Origin of the sequence: Acidovorax sp. JHL-9 (genome assembly GCF_000426205.1) — a bacterium.
Lineage (GTDB): Bacteria > Pseudomonadota > Gammaproteobacteria > Burkholderiales > Burkholderiaceae_C > Acidovorax > Acidovorax soli.
In genome coordinates this window covers 39,051-55,238 of sequence record NZ_AUEX01000018.1, presented here as the reverse complement: position 1 = coordinate 55,238, position 16,188 = coordinate 39,051, and the positions used below count along the sequence as shown (strand labels likewise).

The 16,188-nt window shown below is 68.4% G+C and carries 12 protein-coding genes and 1 other RNA gene; 8 read left to right on the top strand and 5 right to left on the bottom strand.

Annotation, left to right across the window (positions count from 1 at the left end):
• Positions 1 to 159: 159 nt before the first annotated feature.
• On the bottom strand, positions 160 to 492 hold the full coding sequence (gene trxA, locus K225_RS0112820; RefSeq protein WP_026436793.1) for a thioredoxin TrxA: 333 nt from the start codon (positions 490 to 492) through the stop codon (positions 160 to 162).
• 109 nt (positions 493 to 601) lie between these two features.
• Between trxA and K225_RS0112815 the strand changes: the two genes are divergently transcribed.
• The 3 genes from K225_RS0112815 (at position 602) to K225_RS0112805 (ending at position 8,138) form a co-directional block, all read left to right on the top strand.
• A complete protein-coding gene (locus K225_RS0112815) occupies positions 602 to 3,148 on the top strand; it encodes a PD-(D/E)XK nuclease family protein (RefSeq protein ID WP_026436792.1) in 2,547 nt (848 codons plus the stop codon).
• A gap of 165 nt (positions 3,149 to 3,313) precedes the next feature.
• Positions 3,314 to 6,742 carry an exodeoxyribonuclease V subunit beta gene (locus K225_RS0112810; protein WP_026436791.1) on the top strand — a complete coding sequence of 1,143 codons (3,429 nt, stop codon included), beginning with the start codon at positions 3,314 to 3,316 and terminating at the stop codon, positions 6,740 to 6,742.
• Positions 6,743 to 6,779: 37 nt separating this feature from the next.
• On the top strand, positions 6,780 to 8,138 hold the full coding sequence (locus K225_RS0112805; RefSeq protein ID WP_026436790.1) for a TIGR03862 family flavoprotein: 1,359 nt from the start codon (positions 6,780 to 6,782) through the stop codon (positions 8,136 to 8,138).
• Between the two features lie 31 nt (positions 8,139 to 8,169).
• Here K225_RS0112805 and K225_RS0112800 read toward each other — a convergent pair whose 3' ends face one another.
• From K225_RS0112800 to ffs, 4 genes are all read right to left on the bottom strand, one after another.
• The gene (locus tag K225_RS0112800; protein WP_026436789.1) at positions 8,170 to 8,736 is read right to left on the bottom strand and encodes a DUF882 domain-containing protein; all 567 of its coding nucleotides are present in this window, start codon (positions 8,734 to 8,736) and stop codon (positions 8,170 to 8,172) included.
• Positions 8,737 to 8,769: 33 nt separating this feature from the next.
• A complete protein-coding gene (locus K225_RS0112795) occupies positions 8,770 to 10,260 on the bottom strand; it encodes a murein L,D-transpeptidase (protein WP_081679682.1) in 1,491 nt (496 codons plus the stop codon).
• A gap of 122 nt (positions 10,261 to 10,382) precedes the next feature.
• Positions 10,383 to 10,598 carry a hypothetical protein gene (locus tag K225_RS0112790; RefSeq protein WP_026436787.1) on the bottom strand — a complete coding sequence of 72 codons (216 nt, stop codon included), beginning with the start codon at positions 10,596 to 10,598 and terminating at the stop codon, positions 10,383 to 10,385.
• Between the two features lie 70 nt (positions 10,599 to 10,668).
• Positions 10,669 to 10,765, bottom strand: an RNA gene (ffs, locus tag K225_RS21750) — signal recognition particle sRNA small type.
• Positions 10,766 to 10,943: 178 nt separating this feature from the next.
• Between ffs and dnaX the strand changes: the two genes are divergently transcribed.
• The 5 genes from dnaX to K225_RS0112765 all read left to right on the top strand — a co-directional run bounded on the left by dnaX (position 10,944) and on the right by K225_RS0112765 (position 16,161).
• The gene (gene dnaX / locus K225_RS0112785) at positions 10,944 to 12,935 is read left to right on the top strand and encodes a DNA polymerase III subunit gamma/tau (protein WP_026436786.1); all 1,992 of its coding nucleotides are present in this window, start codon (positions 10,944 to 10,946) and stop codon (positions 12,933 to 12,935) included.
• A gap of 230 nt (positions 12,936 to 13,165) precedes the next feature.
• Positions 13,166 to 13,498: a YbaB/EbfC family nucleoid-associated protein gene (locus K225_RS0112780; RefSeq protein ID WP_010457931.1), complete on the top strand. Its 333-nt coding sequence runs from the start codon at positions 13,166 to 13,168 to the stop codon at positions 13,496 to 13,498.
• A gap of 229 nt (positions 13,499 to 13,727) precedes the next feature.
• Positions 13,728 to 14,318 carry a recombination mediator RecR gene (recR, locus tag K225_RS0112775; protein ID WP_026436785.1) on the top strand — a complete coding sequence of 197 codons (591 nt, stop codon included), beginning with the start codon at positions 13,728 to 13,730 and terminating at the stop codon, positions 14,316 to 14,318.
• A gap of 241 nt (positions 14,319 to 14,559) precedes the next feature.
• Positions 14,560 to 14,982, top strand: a complete 423-nt coding sequence (locus K225_RS0112770) for an MAPEG family protein (protein ID WP_026436784.1) — start codon at positions 14,560 to 14,562, stop codon at positions 14,980 to 14,982.
• A gap of 129 nt (positions 14,983 to 15,111) precedes the next feature.
• Positions 15,112 to 16,161: an ABC transporter substrate-binding protein gene (locus tag K225_RS0112765; RefSeq protein WP_026436783.1), complete on the top strand. Its 1,050-nt coding sequence runs from the start codon at positions 15,112 to 15,114 to the stop codon at positions 16,159 to 16,161.
• The last annotated feature ends 27 nt before the right edge of the window (positions 16,162 to 16,188 follow it).

Genomic DNA, 16,188 nt, shown 5'->3' with positions numbered 1-16,188 from the left:
GCAGCCCGGTGATCTGGAAGAATTATGACAGGAAAAAAAGCGAGGACTTCATGCGAGCGCAATTGAGTCGATGATTGCCGCCGACCCTGGTGCCTGTGTGTGCACCATGCATCCGATAAAAAGCCCCGGTGGCGGCACAGCCAGCGGGGCGTCGGTGAATCAGGCCAGTTGCTGATCGATGAAGGCGGTCAGTTGCGCCTTGCTCATGGCACCGACCTTGGTGGCGGCCAGCTGGCCGTCCTTGAACAGCATCAGCGTGGGGATGCCGCGGATGCCGAACTTGGCAGGGATCTCGCGGTTTTCATCCACGTTCATCTTGGCGATCTGCAGCTTGCCCTGGTAGGTGCCAGCCACTTCATCCAGGATGGGGGCGATCATCTTGCAGGGGCCGCACCATTCGGCCCAGTAGTCCACCAGCACGGCGGTGCCGGGTTGGAGCACGTCGGCTTCAAAGCTGGCGTCAGAGACATGTTTGATGAGTGCGCTGGCCATGGCGGATTCCTTGATTTTGAGCGGTTTGCTACCGGTGTACGTTTAAAGTCTGGTCATTGTGACAGAAACCAATCCCATGTTCACCGGTGTGGCCGGGCCTTACGACGCTATGACAGTCATAGCGAAAAGCGATCAGTGCGCGGCCTTGTGGCAGCGCGTTCTGGCCCAGGTGGAGGCGCACATGCTGGGTTTGCAGGCCCATCCGGCGCGCACCGTGGTGCTGCTGCCCTATGCCCAGCTCATGCCCTGGGCGCAGCGTTACTGGGCCTTGCACCATGCCGACGGATTTGCACCCCGTTTCGAAACCACGCGCAACTGGGCCCGCCAGCTGGCCGCTTTTGTACCGCAAGGCGACGACCTGGCCGGTGACGTGGCGCGCGACACGCTCACCGCACGCGCCTTGCTCGACCGCGCCGGCTTGGCCGCGCAACGCGACGTGCTGGCGGTGCCCTTGCAAGAGGCTGCCGCCCAGCTGGCAGTGGCTGTGGCTGCCATGGCCCCGGCGCAGCGTGAGGCCTGGGGGATGCAGGCGCGCAGCCTGATGACGGAGCCTGACGAAGGTTCGACCCTGCGTTTCGAGGCCGTCGTGGCCCGCATTGCGCTCGAATGGGTACTGGCATCGCGCCATGCCACCGATGTGTTGTTCGAGCCCGGCGTGCGCCAGTCGGTCGATGCCCTGGTGGTTCTGCAAGGCTTTCAGGTGGAGCCCTTGGCACAGGCCCTGCAGGTCCATTGGGGCGACAAGGCCGCGGCCCTGGCATTGCCGCCTGCGGCACCGGATGCCAACGCGCGCGGCCGCATTGCCCTGCATGCGGCCCAGGATGCCGAAGACGAGGCCCAGCGGGCGGCGGCCTGTGTGCTGGCCCATGTGGTGGCGGGCCGCACACCAGTGGCGCTGGCGGCCAACGACCGCGCCCTCACGCGCCGCATCGGGGCGCATCTGACCAGCTGTGGTGTGGCGGTGCGCGATGAAAACGGCTGGACGCTCTCGACCACCCGCGCGGCCGCGCAGCTGATGGCCGCGCTCAAGGCCTCGGCCTGGAACGCGTCGGCCGACGAGGTGCTGGACTGGCTCAAGCATGCACCGCTCGTCGAGCCCGCCGTGCTCGGTGCCTTGGAGCGTGCCCTGCGCAAGGCTTCGGTGGCCGCCTGGGCGGGTGCGGTCGGGCGCAACTGGGCCGGCAAGCCCGCGCTGGCGGCCTGTGTGGCCCAGGTGCAGGACTGGCGCGAGGGCCTGCGCGCGCCGCGTCCGCTGGCGCAGTGGCTGCAGTCCCTGCGCGCCCTGCTGCTGGCCAGTGGCCAGTGGCCCCAGCTTGAAGCGGACGCCGCAGGCGCCCGCGTGCTGACGGCGCTGCGCCTGCAGGCCGGCCAGGAGGTCGAGCTGGAGGGCTGGGACAGCGCCGGCCGGCGCATGGCCCTGGCCGAGTTCACCCGTTGGGCCAACGAGGTGCTGGAAGCCGCGCGTCATGTACCGACCCAGATGGGCGACGCGCCCGTGGTCGTACTGCCCATGCCCCAGTTGCTGGCCCGCCCGTTTGCCGCCCTGGTGTTGCCCGGTTGCGATGAAAAACGCCTGCAGCCCTCGCCCGAACCCGTGGGCGACTGGAGCCCCGCGCAGCGCCAGGCCTGGGGCCTGCCCACGCGCGAATCGCTGGAGCTGGCCCAGCGCGCCGCCTGGCTGCACGCACTGCAGACACCCGCGGTGGATGTGCTCTGGCGCACGGGCGACGAAGGCGGCGAGCCCCTGCTGGCCAGCGCGCTGGTGCTGGCGCTGCACCTCGAAGGCGCGGCCACCCAAGGTGCCGACGAGCGCAGCCAGCGCACCGTGGCGGCCACCCCCACGGCGCGGCCCCTGCCCAATGGCAGCGCGCTGCCGGTGCTGCGCCTGTCGTCCACCGCCTATTCCGACTTGCGCCACTGCCCCTACCGTTTTTTTGCGCTGCGCCAGCTGGGCCTGCAGGAGGCCGAAGAACTGGCCGCCGAGGTGGACAAGCGCGACTTTGGCAATTGGCTGCACGCGGTGCTGCAGCACTTTCACGAAGGCCTGCTCGCCGAGCCAACGGACGACGCAGCCACCCGCATCGTCCGCATGGACGGCGCCGCGCAGTCCGTCACGCTGCAGCAAGGCCTGGGCGAGGGCGACTTCCTGCCGTTTGCCGCAGGCTGGCGGCAGGTGCGCGACGGCTATCTGCGCTGGCTGGCCCAGCACGAACAGGCCGGGGGGCACTTCCGGCAGGCCGAGGTGCAAGCCAGCCAGCCGCTGGGCGCCCTGCAGCTCGTGGGCACCATCGACCGCATCGATACCGTTTCGTCCATCGGCGAGCCTACGCCGCTGGTCATCGACTACAAGACCGAGAACGACACCGCGACGCGCCAGCGCATCCAGGCGGGCGCGGAAGACACCCAGCTCGCGTTCTACGCCGCCTTGCTGAGCCACGACACGCTGCGCGCCGCCTACGTGAACGTGGGCGAGCGCGGCGAGACGCAGATGCACGAACAGGACGAGGTGGTGCACCTGCGCGACCTGCTGGTGGAAGGCATCCAGCACGACTTCGCCCGCATTGCGGCTGGCGCGCCCATGCCCGCGCTGGGCGAGGGCACCGTGTGCGACTACTGCGCCGCGCGGGGGCTGTGCCGAAAAGACTTCTGGAAATGAACAGGAATACCCCCCTGAGCCGCTTCGCGGCTTCCCCCCTCTCTCGGCTGCGCCGGGAGGGTGAACGACGCCAGCGCGGCGGGGCGGCCCTTGCGCGGCGTCTCTCGCCCGGGCGCGCGCCGGGTTCACAGATCACTTGCGGGCAGGGCGCCGTGGATCACCAGAATGACTGAACAAGCGGCCTACGAACACAACGGCCACCCGGTCTCGCGCGCGGCCTTCTACGCCATCGCCTGCGACCCCGCGCGCAGCGTGGCAGTGGAGGCCTGCGCGGGCGCGGGCAAGACCTGGATGCTGGTCTCGCGCATGCTGCGCGCCTTGCTCGACGGCGCTGCGCCGCATGAAATTTTGGCCATCACCTTCACCAAGAAGGCCGCCGGCGAAATGCGCCAGCGGCTGCAGGAGTGGCTGGAGACGTTTGCCCAGGCCCCGCTGGATACCTTGGGCGCAGAGCTGGTTGCAAGAGGAATCAGCCCCGAACGTGCGCTAGACAAGCGCGAGGCGCTACGAAATCTATACCACCAGATGCTGGCCAGCGGCCGCCCGGTGCAGATCCGCACCTTTCACAGCTGGTTTGCCGCGCTGCTCGGCACGGCGCCGCTGGCGCTGCTGCAGGCGCAGGGCCTGCCGGCCAATTTCGAGCTGCTCGAAGACGACGCCGAGGCTGTGCGCGAGGTGTGGGGGCCGTTTTTGCAGACGGTTGCCACCAGCGCCACGCTGCGGGCCGACTACGAGGCCGTGGTGGCCCGCCATGGCCGCTCGCAAACGCACAAGGCGCTGGCGGCGGCGCTCGCCAAGCGGGTGGAGTTTGACCTGGCCGACGCCGCGGGCGTGGTCGATGTCTCGGTGCCGCCGGCAGGGGCGCTGTTCCCCGATCTGTCGGGGGAAAACGACCCGGCTATCGCGTTGTTGCGTCGCGAGCGTGATGCCCTGCTGGCCGCGGCGCTCGCGCTGGGGCGGGCCAGTGCGCCCACCTTCTCGGCCAAGGGCGTCGCGCTGGAAACGGCAGTCAGCAACGAAGACGCCGATGGCCTGATCGACGCCCTGCTCACCCAAAAGGGCGAGCCGCGCAAGTTCAACGACAAGCTGGCCGGGATCGAGCAGGTGCGCCACGTCCAGGCGCTGTGCCAGCGCGCGCTCACCGCCCGCCGCCAGCACGAGGCTTGGCAGCACCAGCAGCGCATGGCCCGCCTGGCGCGCTGCCTGATTGCGGCATTTGCCGCCGTCAAGCACCAGCACGGCTGGGTGGACATGAACGATGTGGAACGCACGGCCCTGGTCATGCTGGCCGATCCCGTGCTCTCGGGCTGGGTGCAGGAGCGGCTCGATGCGCGCATCCGCCACCTGCTGGTCGATGAGTTCCAGGACACCAACCCGCTGCAGTGGCAGGCGCTGCACGCCTGGCTGGCGGGCTACGCGGGCTCGGGCGGCGGAGCCACGGCGCCCAGTGTGTTCATCGTGGGCGACCCCAAGCAGAGCATCTACCGCTTTCGCCGCGCCGAGCCGCAGGTGTTCATTGCCGCGCAGGCCTTTGTGCGCGACGGCCTTGCGGGCGACCTGCTCAGTTGCGACCACACGCGCCGCAACGCCACGGGCGTGATCGCCGCGGTGAACCATGTGATGGGCACCGCGCAGGCGCAACACGCAACCAGCGGCTTTGGTGAAACCTTCGGTTTTCGCGAGCACACCACCGAATCCCAAGACCCCGGCGTGCTGCTGCGCCTGCCCTCCATCCTGCCGCCGGATACTGACAGTGGCGGGGGCACCGACCCGTTTGCCTGGCGCGACAGCCTGACCGAGCCGCGCCATGAGCCCGAGGAAACCCAGCGCATGCGCGAATGCACGCAGGCCGCCGCCTGGGTGGCGGCGCAGATCGCGCAAGGCACGCCGCCGAACGAAGTGCTGGTGCTGGCCCGCAAACGCGATCGGCTCGCCGCCATGCAGGAGGCCTTGCGTGCCCTGCATCTGCCCTGCGTGCAGCCCGAAAAGGCCGACCTGTTCGACGCGCCCGAGGTGCAGGACATGGTGGCGCTGCTCGATGCCTTGGTGTCCACCGGGCACGACCTCTCGCTGGCGCGCGCGCTCAAGTCGCCGCTGTTCGGGCTGAATGATGACGCCCTGGTAGCGCTGGCCTTGCTGCGCCGCCAGCCCGAGCATGCCAGCAGCAGCTGGTTTGATTTGCTCCAAGAAAGTGATCTGCTACCGCTTGAACTGCAAGCGCTATCGACCCGTTTGGCCCAATACAAGGCCTGGGTGGATGCCCTGCCGCCACACGATGCGCTGCACGCCATCTACCAGCATGGCGACGTGCTGGCCCGCTTTGCCGCCGCCGCGCCCGCCGCGCAGCGCATGGCGGTGCTGGCCAATCTGCGCGCGCTGCTGTCGGCCGCGCTGCAGCACGACGGCGGCCGCTACCTCACGCCCTATGCCTTTGTGCGCGCCATGAAAAAAGGCGGCGTGCGCGCGCCCGGCCGGGTGGATGCGCTGGCGGTGCGCCTGCTCACCGTGCACGGAGCCAAGGGGCTGGAGGCGCGCTGCGTGCTGCTGCTGGACACCGACACCCGCCCGCAAAAGGCCGAGACCATGGGCGTGCTGGTGGACTGGCCCGGCGAGCAGGCCGTGCCCGCAGGCTTCGTCTTTCTGGCCAGCGAATCCAGCCCGCCGCCCAGCGCCGAAGCCGCCCTGGCTGCCGAGCAGCAGGCCCGCCAGCGCGAAGAACTCAACATGCTCTATGTGGCCATGACGCGCGCCAAACACTGCCTGGCGCTGTCGTCGGTGTTGCCCAGCGTGTCTGCGCCAGGCAGCTGGTGGAACCGGCTGGAGCCGCTGCTGGCTGATGTGGAGGCCTTGGACGAAGCGGTTGAATCCGACGGGTTTGTCGCCACGACGGGCAGCGTTCACGACCAGTTCACCTTGGCTGAGTTGCCGGGGCTTCCTGCTGAATTGCGCGCCACCCCTCGGGCTGTGCAAGAAAGCGCCGACCCGGAGGCGTCGCTGTCCACCCCCGCATCGCGCCTGGGCGAGGCCATGCACCAGTTGCTGGAGCAGGCCGGCGTGGCCGGTGCGCCACTGGCCGAGCTGCGTGCCCACGGCTGGTCCGCGGCACGCATTGCGCGCCTGGCGCAGGACTTCGACATCACCGTGGGCGCCGCGCGCACCGCCGCGCAGACCGCCCGGCGTATCCTGGCGGGCGAGGGTGCCTGGGCCTGGGATGCGACGGTGGTGGACACCGCCATCAACGAGGCGCCCCTGCACCACCAGGGCCAGAACCTGCGCATCGACCGCCTGGTGCACTGCCACCAGCCGCCCGAGCGCACGGGCTGGTGGGTGCTGGACTACAAAAGCGCCGCCGAGCCCGAGCGCCAGCCCGCGCTGATGGCGCAGCTGCAGCGCTACCGCGCGGCGGTCTCGGGGCAGGCACCCGGCGAGCCGGTGCGGGCGGCGTTCCTCACGGGCGACGGGCGCATGGTGCCGGTGCCCGATGGCGCACCTCCCGCCGAAGCTGCCTTGGCAGCGGGCGCGGATCGGGCGGCGCAGGCCGTGCGGCATACTCTCGCCCCCGCGCCGGGGCCTGCCCAAGGCTCCTTGTTCTGAGCGCCGAACGTTGTCGATGGATCGAAAGGTTTTCCCCATGAACGCACCCACCCCCCTGGCCACCGATGCAGCCAGCCCTCTGCACTGCGATGCCGCCATCGTGGGGGGCGGCCCTGCCGGGCTGATGGCGGCCGAGGTGCTGGCGCAGGCGGGCGTGGCGGTGCATCTGTTTGACGCCATGCCTTCGGTGGGGCGCAAATTCCTGCTGGCGGGCAAGGGCGGGCTCAATCTCACGCATTCCGAGCCGCACGCGCCCTTTGCCAGCCGCTATGCCGGGCGCCAGCCGCAGGTCGAGCCGCTCATCCAGGCCTTTGGCGGGCCCGAGGTGCGTGCCTGGGCGCAGGGCCTGGGGGTGGAAACCTTTGTGGGCACGTCGGGCCGCGTGTTCCCGGTCGACATGAAGGCCGCGCCGCTGCTGCGCGCCTGGCTGCAGCGCCTGCGCGGGCTGGGGGTGCGGTTCCACATGCGCCACCGCTGGCTGGGCTGGAGTGATGGCGGCGCCCTGCGTTTTGCGGCGCCTGTGGGTGAGGTGCAGGTCACGGCGCGCGCCGTGGTGCTGGCGCTGGGTGGCGGCAGCTGGGCGCGCCTGGGGTCCGATGGCGCCTGGGTGCCCTTGCTGGCCGGGCGTGGCGTGGCCGTGGCGCCGCTGCGCCCCGCCAATTGCGGCTTCGATGTGCCGCGCATGGATGCACCCGCCGGCGAAACCCGCCGCGCATTCCTGCAGGAGCTGCTGGGCCGCACGCCCGGGGGCGCCGTGGGCTGGACGCCGCACTTTGCCGAGCGCTTTGCCGGCCAGCCGTTCAAATCGGTGGCGCTCAGTTTTACCGACAGCCAGGGCCGGCACTTCAGCCGCCGGGGCGAGTTCGTGGCCACGGCCACGGGCGTGGAGGGCAGCCTGGTCTATGCCGCATCGCAGCTGCTGCGCGACGAGATCGAGGCCCATGGCCATGCCACGTTCCACCTTGATCTGTTGCCCGACCATGTGCCTGAGCGTGTGCTGGTGGAAGTGCGCCACCCGCGCGGTTCACGCTCGCTGTCCAGCCACCTCAAGAGCCGCCTGGGGCTCGATGGCATCAAGGCCGGCATCCTGTACGAACACCTGGGCAAGGACGGCATGAACGACCCCGTGGCCCTGGCCCATGCCATCAAGGCCCTGCCCATCACCGTGGTGGCCGCGCGCCCGCTGGACGAGGCCATCAGCACGGCCGGCGGTGTGGCGTTCGAGGCGCTGGATGCGCACCTCATGGCCACCGCCGCGCCCGGCGTGTTCTGCGCGGGCGAGATGCTCGACTGGGAAGCGCCTACCGGGGGCTACCTGCTCACGGCCAGCCTGGCCAGTGGCGTGCGGGCGGGGCAGGGGGTTTTGAAGTTTTTGGGCGCTGGCGATGGAGGATAAAGCGCCAGTAGCTATTGAAAATAGCGCTTCATCACCACCGGCGCACGGGGCCGGTGTCCACATGCACGAACTGCTCGCGCGGGTAAAAACCCACGCCACCCAGGCCCAGCGCCAGCGCGGCGTCGCGCAGGCTGGCCAACTGCACGCCGGGCAGGCGCACGTCGATGGCCTTGCCATCCATGTGCAGGCTGCGCTTGGCCACGCCGCCACCGCGCGTGGTGCGCAGTGTGTGGTTGGTGGCCGCGCTGCGATAGCCTGAAATGACCTGGAAGGGCTGCTGCGCGCGCAGCTCCTGCCGGATCCGGTGCAGCAGGTTGAAGAGCTGCGGGTCCATCAGGCCGGCCTCGCCGCTGTAGTGGTCGCGCAGGAAATGGTTGAGGCTGCTCAGCGCCTGGGGCACGAACTGCTCGCCCAGCGCATACACCAGGGCCAGACGCTCGCTGGTGTGGGTGTGGTCCAGCGACAGGCTGCGGGCGTCGGGCAGGCTGGCCAGGGCGGGCTGCGCCAGCGGCAGCAGGGCCCCGGTCACCAGCCAGCGGCTGCCCGTGCCCAGAAAGCGGCGGCGTTCCGGTGCAAGAGGGTGGGTGGGCTGGGTCATGGCATGTTCCAGGAAGGGGTGAAACCGGTTTTATCAGAGTGCGCCGGCGCGCAGGCGGCGCTGCTCGGATTGCTGGCGCAGGGCCTGGTCCAGCAGTCTGTCCTGCCCGTACAGGTCGGCAAAGAAATGCAGCTGGCCCTGCTTGACGATGGCGGTGCTGTAGGCAATCACCACGGGCAGGGGTTTGGCCAGGCGCAGCGTGGCCGACTGGCCCCGGGCCATGGCCTCGCGGATGCGCGTTTCGGGCCAGGCCGGGTCGTTGTGCAAAACAAACTGGGCCAGCGCCACGGGGTCTTCCACGCGGATGCAGCCATGGCTGAAGTCGCGCCGGTCGCGCTGAAACAGCAACGGTGCGGGCGTGTGGTGCAGGTAGATGTTGCTGTTGTTGGGAAACACGAACTTGATGTCGCCCAGTGCATTTTTGGGCCCGGGGCGCTGGCGTATGCGCATCTGCCCGCGCAGCACGGCGTCGAGGTACTCTGGCGCCAGCGTGCTGTGCACCTGCCCGTTGGTGCCCACAAATTCCATGCCCTGCTGCTGCAAATAACCAGGGTCACGCCGCAGCCGGGGGATGGTTTCGCTGCGCGCAATGGAAGGCGGAATGTTCCAGTAGGGGCTGAATTCGATGAAGCGCATGTCTTCGTCGAACAGCGGCGTGCGGGTGTCCAGCGCCTTGCCCACGATCACCTTCATGGCCAGCTGCAGCGACACCCGTCCGTCCTGCACCTCGTAGGCGCGCAGCACGAATTCGGGGATGTTGACCACGATCATGCGCGGGCCGCGCAGCAGGGGCGTCCAGCGCAGGCGCTCCATGGCCAGCTCGATCTGGCGGGCGCGGGCGGTGGGCGAAATGGCCAAGGCATCCAGCGTGGCCTTGCCTATCACGCCGTCAGAGGCGAGAGCGTGGCGTTGCTGGAAGGCCTTCACGCCGTTTTGCAGGGCCTCGTCGTAAAGCGCTGGCGGCTGCGCATCCGCGGGCAGGTCGCCCAGCACCACCAGGCGCTGCATCAGCTGGGCCAGGCCTGCCCAGGCCTGGCCGGCCTCCAGCTTGCGGCCCGGCAGCGCCGGCAGGGGGGTGGCCCAGGCGGCGGGGGCGCCCAGCGCCCGGTAGCGGGCCAGTTCAGTGCGCAGGCTGGCATACAGGGGCACCTGGGGCGCTGCGGCACGCACGGCATCGGCCAGTGAGGGGGCGGCCAGGGCCTGCTGCAAGGCGGTGGTGGCGTCGATGCGGGGGGCTGCGGGCTGGGTGTAGTTCTGCTGGATCTGGCGCGGATCGATGCGGCCTGATCGCAGGTCACCCAGGTAGCGCTGCAGGGCGGCGGTGAGTGCATCTTCAAGCTGCTGTGCGGCATCGGGGCCCAGCGCGGGGCCACGGGCGGCGGAGGCCACGGCCTGCGCCAGTCGGGTGGCGTGGTAATCGTCGGGCTGCAGGCCTTCGGTGGCCGCCGCCGCCAGGATGTCCACGGCCTGCTGCGCCGCAGGCGCGGGGCGTCCGTCCACCAGCCAGGGCGCGGCGCCTGCCATGGGGGCGCAAACAGCCAGCCAGAGCGCCAGCCATGTGCTGCGCAAACTCAAACGGGTGCCAAGGCGTGGAAACAAAGTGGATGCAAGGGCGAGAAAGGGGCTGGGCAGGCGCCGCATCGTTGTCAATGGTCGCTCATGCCGGGCCATTCGCCGACCAGTCCGCAGGCCGGACACTGGGCATAGAGGCTGGGGCTGACGTGGAACTTGGCCTGGTGCTTGTCGGTCTCCGGCGCCTTGTCGTGGGCTTCGCCGTCAATCTCGACCAACCCCGTGGCGTGGCAACGGGGGCACTTGGCAGCCGTCAGCGCTGCAAGGGGGTTGAAGTTCTCTGCGAACACGGGCGCCTCGTCGTGTTGTCGGGTGGCTGCAGGGTTTTCGTCACCCTGCCTGACGCAATATCGGAAAGAAGTTGACGAGCCCTACCCCCGGCACTGGCTCCACAGTTAGGGCTGCTTGGTTCCCCACCTGACCCGGTTGGCCGCTTCACCATGCGGGGAGGCCCGTCAGGGTGAGATTCTACCCCCTGAACGGCCGCGCCGTTTCCCCCTTCTCTCGAATTGCCGCGCAATTCGGGAAGGGGGACGACACCAGCGCGGCGGCGCGGCCCTTGCGCGGTGTCCCTGGTGTGGGGCGCATGCCGGTTTTGCAGGGGGGTGGCGTTGCGGGCCCTAGAATCACCCCCCATGTCCTACCTCGTGCTCGCCCGCAAGTACCGTCCCCGCAATTTCACCGAAATGGTGGGGCAGGAGCATGTGGTGCAGGCCCTCACCAACGCGCTCACCCAGCAGCGGCTGCACCATGCCTACCTGTTCACGGGCACGCGCGGCGTGGGCAAGACCACGGTGTCGCGTATCCTGGCCAAGTCGCTCAACTGCCAGGGTACAGACGGGCAGGGCGGTATCACGGCCACGCCCTGCGGCGTGTGCCAGGCTTGTACCGATATCGACAGCGGCCGGTTCGTGGACTACACCGAACTCGACGCCGCCTCCAACCGTGGCGTGGACGAGGTGCAGAGCCTGCTGGAGCAGGCGGTGTACAAGCCGGTGCAGGGGCGCTTCAAGGTCTTCATGATCGACGAAGTGCACATGCTTACGAACACGGCGTTCAACGCCATGCTCAAGACGCTGGAAGAGCCGCCCGAATACCTGAAATTCGTGCTCGCCACGACCGACCCGCAGAAAGTGCCTGTGACGGTGCTGAGCCGCTGCCTGCAGTTCAACCTGCGCCCCATGGCGCCCGAGACCGTGCTGTCGCACCTCACGCAGGTGCTGGCAGCCGAAAACGTAGCGGCCGAGCCGCAGGCCCTGCGCCTGCTGTCGCGCGCGGCGCGCGGCTCGATGCGCGATGCGCTGTCGCTCACCGACCAGGCCATTGCTTTTGGCAGCGGCCAGTTGCAGGAAGCCGCCGTGCGCCAGATGCTGGGGGCGGTGGACCGCTCCTACGTGTTCCGCCTCATCGAAGCGCTGGCCCGGGGCGACGGCAAGACCGTGGTGGACACCTCGGACACGCTGCGCCTGAATGGCTTGTCGGCCGCGTCCACGCTCGAAGAAATGAGCGCCGTGCTGCAGCGCATGGCGGTGTTCCAGGCCGTGCCGCAGATGGCCGGCGCCGTGGATGCCGATGACCCCGAGGCGGCTGAGACCGCCCGCCTGGCCGCCTTGATGCCTGCCGATGAAACCCAGCTGCTCTACAGCCTGTGCCTGCACGGGCGGGGCGAACTGGGCCTGGCGCCCGATGAATATGCCGCACTGACCATGGTGCTGCTGCGCCTGCTGGCCTTCAAGCCCCAGAGCGAACCGGCTGAAAAAAAAACTCTGATCCGGTCTGAAGCGGCGTCTTCGGGCCGGGTCGCCGCTGGTTCTGCCGGGTTCCAGGCGTCCCCTGCTGCCCCTGTGCCGGCACCGATGGTCCGTGCGGTAGCAGCTTCTGGGGCGCAGCCCGCAGCGTTGGCTGACCCTGCCCCGGCTGCCACCGCCCCGGTCCTGTCGGTGCAGCCGTCCCCGTCCGCTTCTGCGCCGTCAGAAGACGTCCCTTCCGATGCCTCCGAGCCGCCTCCTTGGCCGGGTTCGGACGGGCCGGATACCGTGCGGGCTGAAGCACCCACTGCCGCCGTTCAGCCGGTGCGCACCACCGACGATTTTGATGGAAGTCAGGCCCCGGTGCATGCCGGTCGTGCGCAAATCGCTCCTGAATATGTAGCAATTCCCGTGCGGGAGTTGCCCGAGCCTGGTGAGCGGCTGCAGCCGTTGCCCCTGTCTGCGCCCACCCCCGTCTCGGCGCGCTACACCCCTACGGACGAAGGCGACGTATGGCACCGCACCGTGCAGCAGCTGGTGGTGGCCGAAACCATTACCGCCCTGGTGCGCGAGCTGGCCCTGCAGTCCCAGCTGGTGGCGCGGGATGGCGGCCACTGGCTGCTGCGCGTCGAACGCGAATCGCTCAACCAGCCCCTGGCCCGCGAGCGGCTGCGTGCCGCGCTGGAGGCCGCCGGCCATGCCAGCCAGATCAGCGTGGAAGTGGGTGTGGTGATTGACAGCCCCGCCCGCCGCAATGCCGCCGCCGCCGCCGAGCGCCAGCGCGTGGCCGAAGACATCGTGATGAACGACCCCTATGTGCAGTCGCTGGTGCGCGACTACGGCGCGAAAATCGTGCCGGGCAGCATCAAGCCTGCGTGAGATGAAGCACCCCCTGAGTCGCCTTCGGCGCCTTCCCCCTCTCTCGCTTCGCGGGAGGGGAGCGCTCCCAGCGCGGCGGGGCTGCCCTTGCGCGGGAGCACCGGCCTAGGTAGCGTCAGTTTCTACGGCATGCCGACGGCGCGCCGCACAATACTGCGAATCTCAGATACTGAATCTCAGACCCCTTGTGGGAATCGATCAACCAGAAAGAAAGCAAAGGAAACCACACCATGTTCAACAAAGGACAACTCGCCGGCCTCATGAAGCAAGCCCAGGCGATGCAGGACAACCTCAAGAAGGCGCAGGACGAGCTGGCCTTCATCGAGGTGGAGGGCGAATCGGGCGCGGGCCTGGTCAAGGTGCTGATGACCTGCAAGCACGACGTCAAGCGCATCACCATCGACCCCAGCCTGCTGGCCGAAGACAAGGACATGCTGGAAGACCTGGTGGCGGCAGCGTTCAATGCGGCCGTGCGCAAGGCCGAGGAGACTTCGGCGGAGAAGATGGGCAAGCTCACGCAAGGCATGCCAGGCCTCCCCGGCGGCATGAAATTCCCTTTCTGATGCCCTGGCTACTGCGCGCCAGCCATGCGTCGTTGGGCGGTGCTCGCAATCCTCACGTACAGGAAGTACGTTCCGGTTGCTGTGCTCCGTCCGCCTAGCCTGGCAGGCGCTCGCTACGCCCTTGAGCGCGGGGTGAAGGGGGCAATGGTTCTCTCACTGTGCCGTTCGGGCTGAGCTTGTCGAAGCCTGGTTCCGCCCTCCCACACCGCCACCCGCATCCTTCTTTCCCATGTCCACCACCAACTCCCTTGATGTCCTGATCCAGGCGCTGCGCCGGCTGCCGGGGGTGGGGGTGAAGTCTGCGCAGCGCATGGCGTTCCATTTGCTGCAGCATGACCGGCAGGGGGCGCTGGCGCTGTCGCGGGCGCTGGAAGAGGCCGTGGGGTCGGTGCACCACTGCACGCTGTGCCATACCTTCACCGAGGCCGAGGTGTGCAGCACCTGCCTGGACCCGGAGCGCGACGCCACGCGGCTGTGCGTGGTCGAGACGCCCGCCGATCAGTCGGCGCTGGAGCGCACGGGGGCATTCAAGGGGCTTTACTTTGTGCTGATGGGGCGGCTCAGCCCGCTCGACGGCATCGGCCCCCAGGAGATCGGCCTGCACAAGCTCATGGAGCGCGCCGCCAACGGCGTGGTGCAGGAGGTGATCCTGGCCACCAACTTCAATGCCGAGGGCGAGGCCACGGCCCATGTGATCAGCGAGGCGCTCAAAAGCAGGGGCCTGCATGTCACGCGGCTGGCGCGGGGTGTACCCGTGGGCAGCGAGCTGGAGTATGTGGACCTGGGCACCATCGCCCATGCGCTGGTAGACCGTCGCTAGCCTTTTCGTCGCTAGTGCAGTGTTTCATGCTGGATGGCACCAATAAAAAGGATGGATTTTTGGTTCTGGCAAGGCGCAAATCCTCGCGATACCGGGTGGTATCGCGAGGATTTGCAACGCTGCCGGGGCCGAAAAGACGCCTTTTTATGTGCCGGATAGCGTGAAGCATTGCACTAAAATACTCCCGATTTAATAGCGAGCAGTGCTTGTCGGTGCTTTGCTAGATCCGTTTAGGGACAAAATGAATTCCTTGCATGTGGCACGTTTCACAGTGGCCTACTGGTGTGTTTTCATGGCTGTGCTGTTGCCCCTGGTGTGTGCGTGGCTGGCCAAGAGCGGTGGCTTGGGCAAGCCGCGCCGCGAAGGGGGCTACGACAACCATGATCCGCGCGCCTGGATGGCCCGCCAGTCCGACTGGCATGCCCGTGCGAACGCGGCGCAGGCCAACAGTTTCGAGGCGCTGCCATTCTTCATCGGAGCGGTCGTCATTGCGCACCAGCTGGGTGCGGCGCAGACCCTGCTCGACATCCTCGCTTTCCTGTTCATCATGCTGCGCGTTTTCTACATCCTGATGTATGTCTCGGACATGCCCAAGGCCCGCAGCGCGGTGTGGGGTGCGGCGTTCCTGGTGAACATCGCCATTTTCTTCATCGGCTACCGCTGAAACGGTGCGGGCTGCTGCCTGCACGGCAATACGTAGAAGCGCTCAGGGGAAGACCCTGATGCGCCCATGCAGCGGCTGCGGCACGATTGTTGCGTTGCAGCAATTTCCTGTTTTTCCGCTTTTTTCCCCATGCCCCTTCCTCCTGTCAGCCGCCGTGCCTTTGGTGCCCTGTCTGCCCTGTCGGCAGTCGCGGCATGCACGTCTGGCGCCTGGGCGTATGCGCCCGGCGCTGCGGCGCGGCGCGTCACCATCGCGGTGGGCGGGCAGGCTGTGCTGTACCACTTGCCCCTGACCATCGCGGACCGGCTGGGTTTTTTCCGGGACGAAGGGCTGGATGTCACGGTGCTCGACTACCCCGGTGGTGCCCTGGCCTTGCGGGCGGTGCAGGACGGAGTGGCCCAGGTCTGCTCGGTGGCCTATGAGCACACCCTGCGCCAGCAGGGCCGGGGCTACGATTACCGCGCTTTCGTGGTGCAGGGGCGGGCGCCGCAGCAGGCGCTGGGCGTGTCGCTGCGGGCGGTGCCGGGCTATCGGGGGCCGTCGGACCTGCGGGGACGGCGCATCGGCGTTTCGGCCCTGGGCTCGTCCACCCACGTGATGGCGAGCATGCTGCTGGCCCGCGCGGGCGTGGATGTGCACACTGTCTCCTTTGTGGGCGTGGGAACGGGGGTTGCTGCCCTGGCGGCGCTGCGCACGGGCCGCATCCATGCGCTGTGCCATGCCGACCCCATCATGGCGCTGCTCGAGCAACGGGGCGAGGTGCGCCTTGTCGGTGACCTGCGCACGCTCCAGGCCACGCAGGAGGTGTTTGGCGGCGCCATGCCCGCCAGTTGCCTGGTTGCGCCCCAGTCATTTCTGCACCAGGAGCCTGTGGTGGCACAGGCGCTGGTCAACGGCATCGTGCATGCGCTCAAGTGGCTGCAGACAGCAGCGCCGGCCGATCTGGTCAAGGCCGTGCCTGCCAGTTACCTGCTGGGTGACAGGGCGGTCTATCTGGCGGCATTCAACCGGGTGCGCGAGACGTTTTCGCCCAATGGGCTCATGCCCGAGGACGGGCCGGCAACCGCCTTGCGGGCGCTTGCACCGTCCTATCCCGGCATGTTGGGCACCAGGGCCGGCCTGGCACGCACCTTCACCGATGACCTGACCCGAAAGGCGCGGCAGAAATTCGGTGTGTGAGATGCGCGCCCTGGCGGTGCGAAGCCG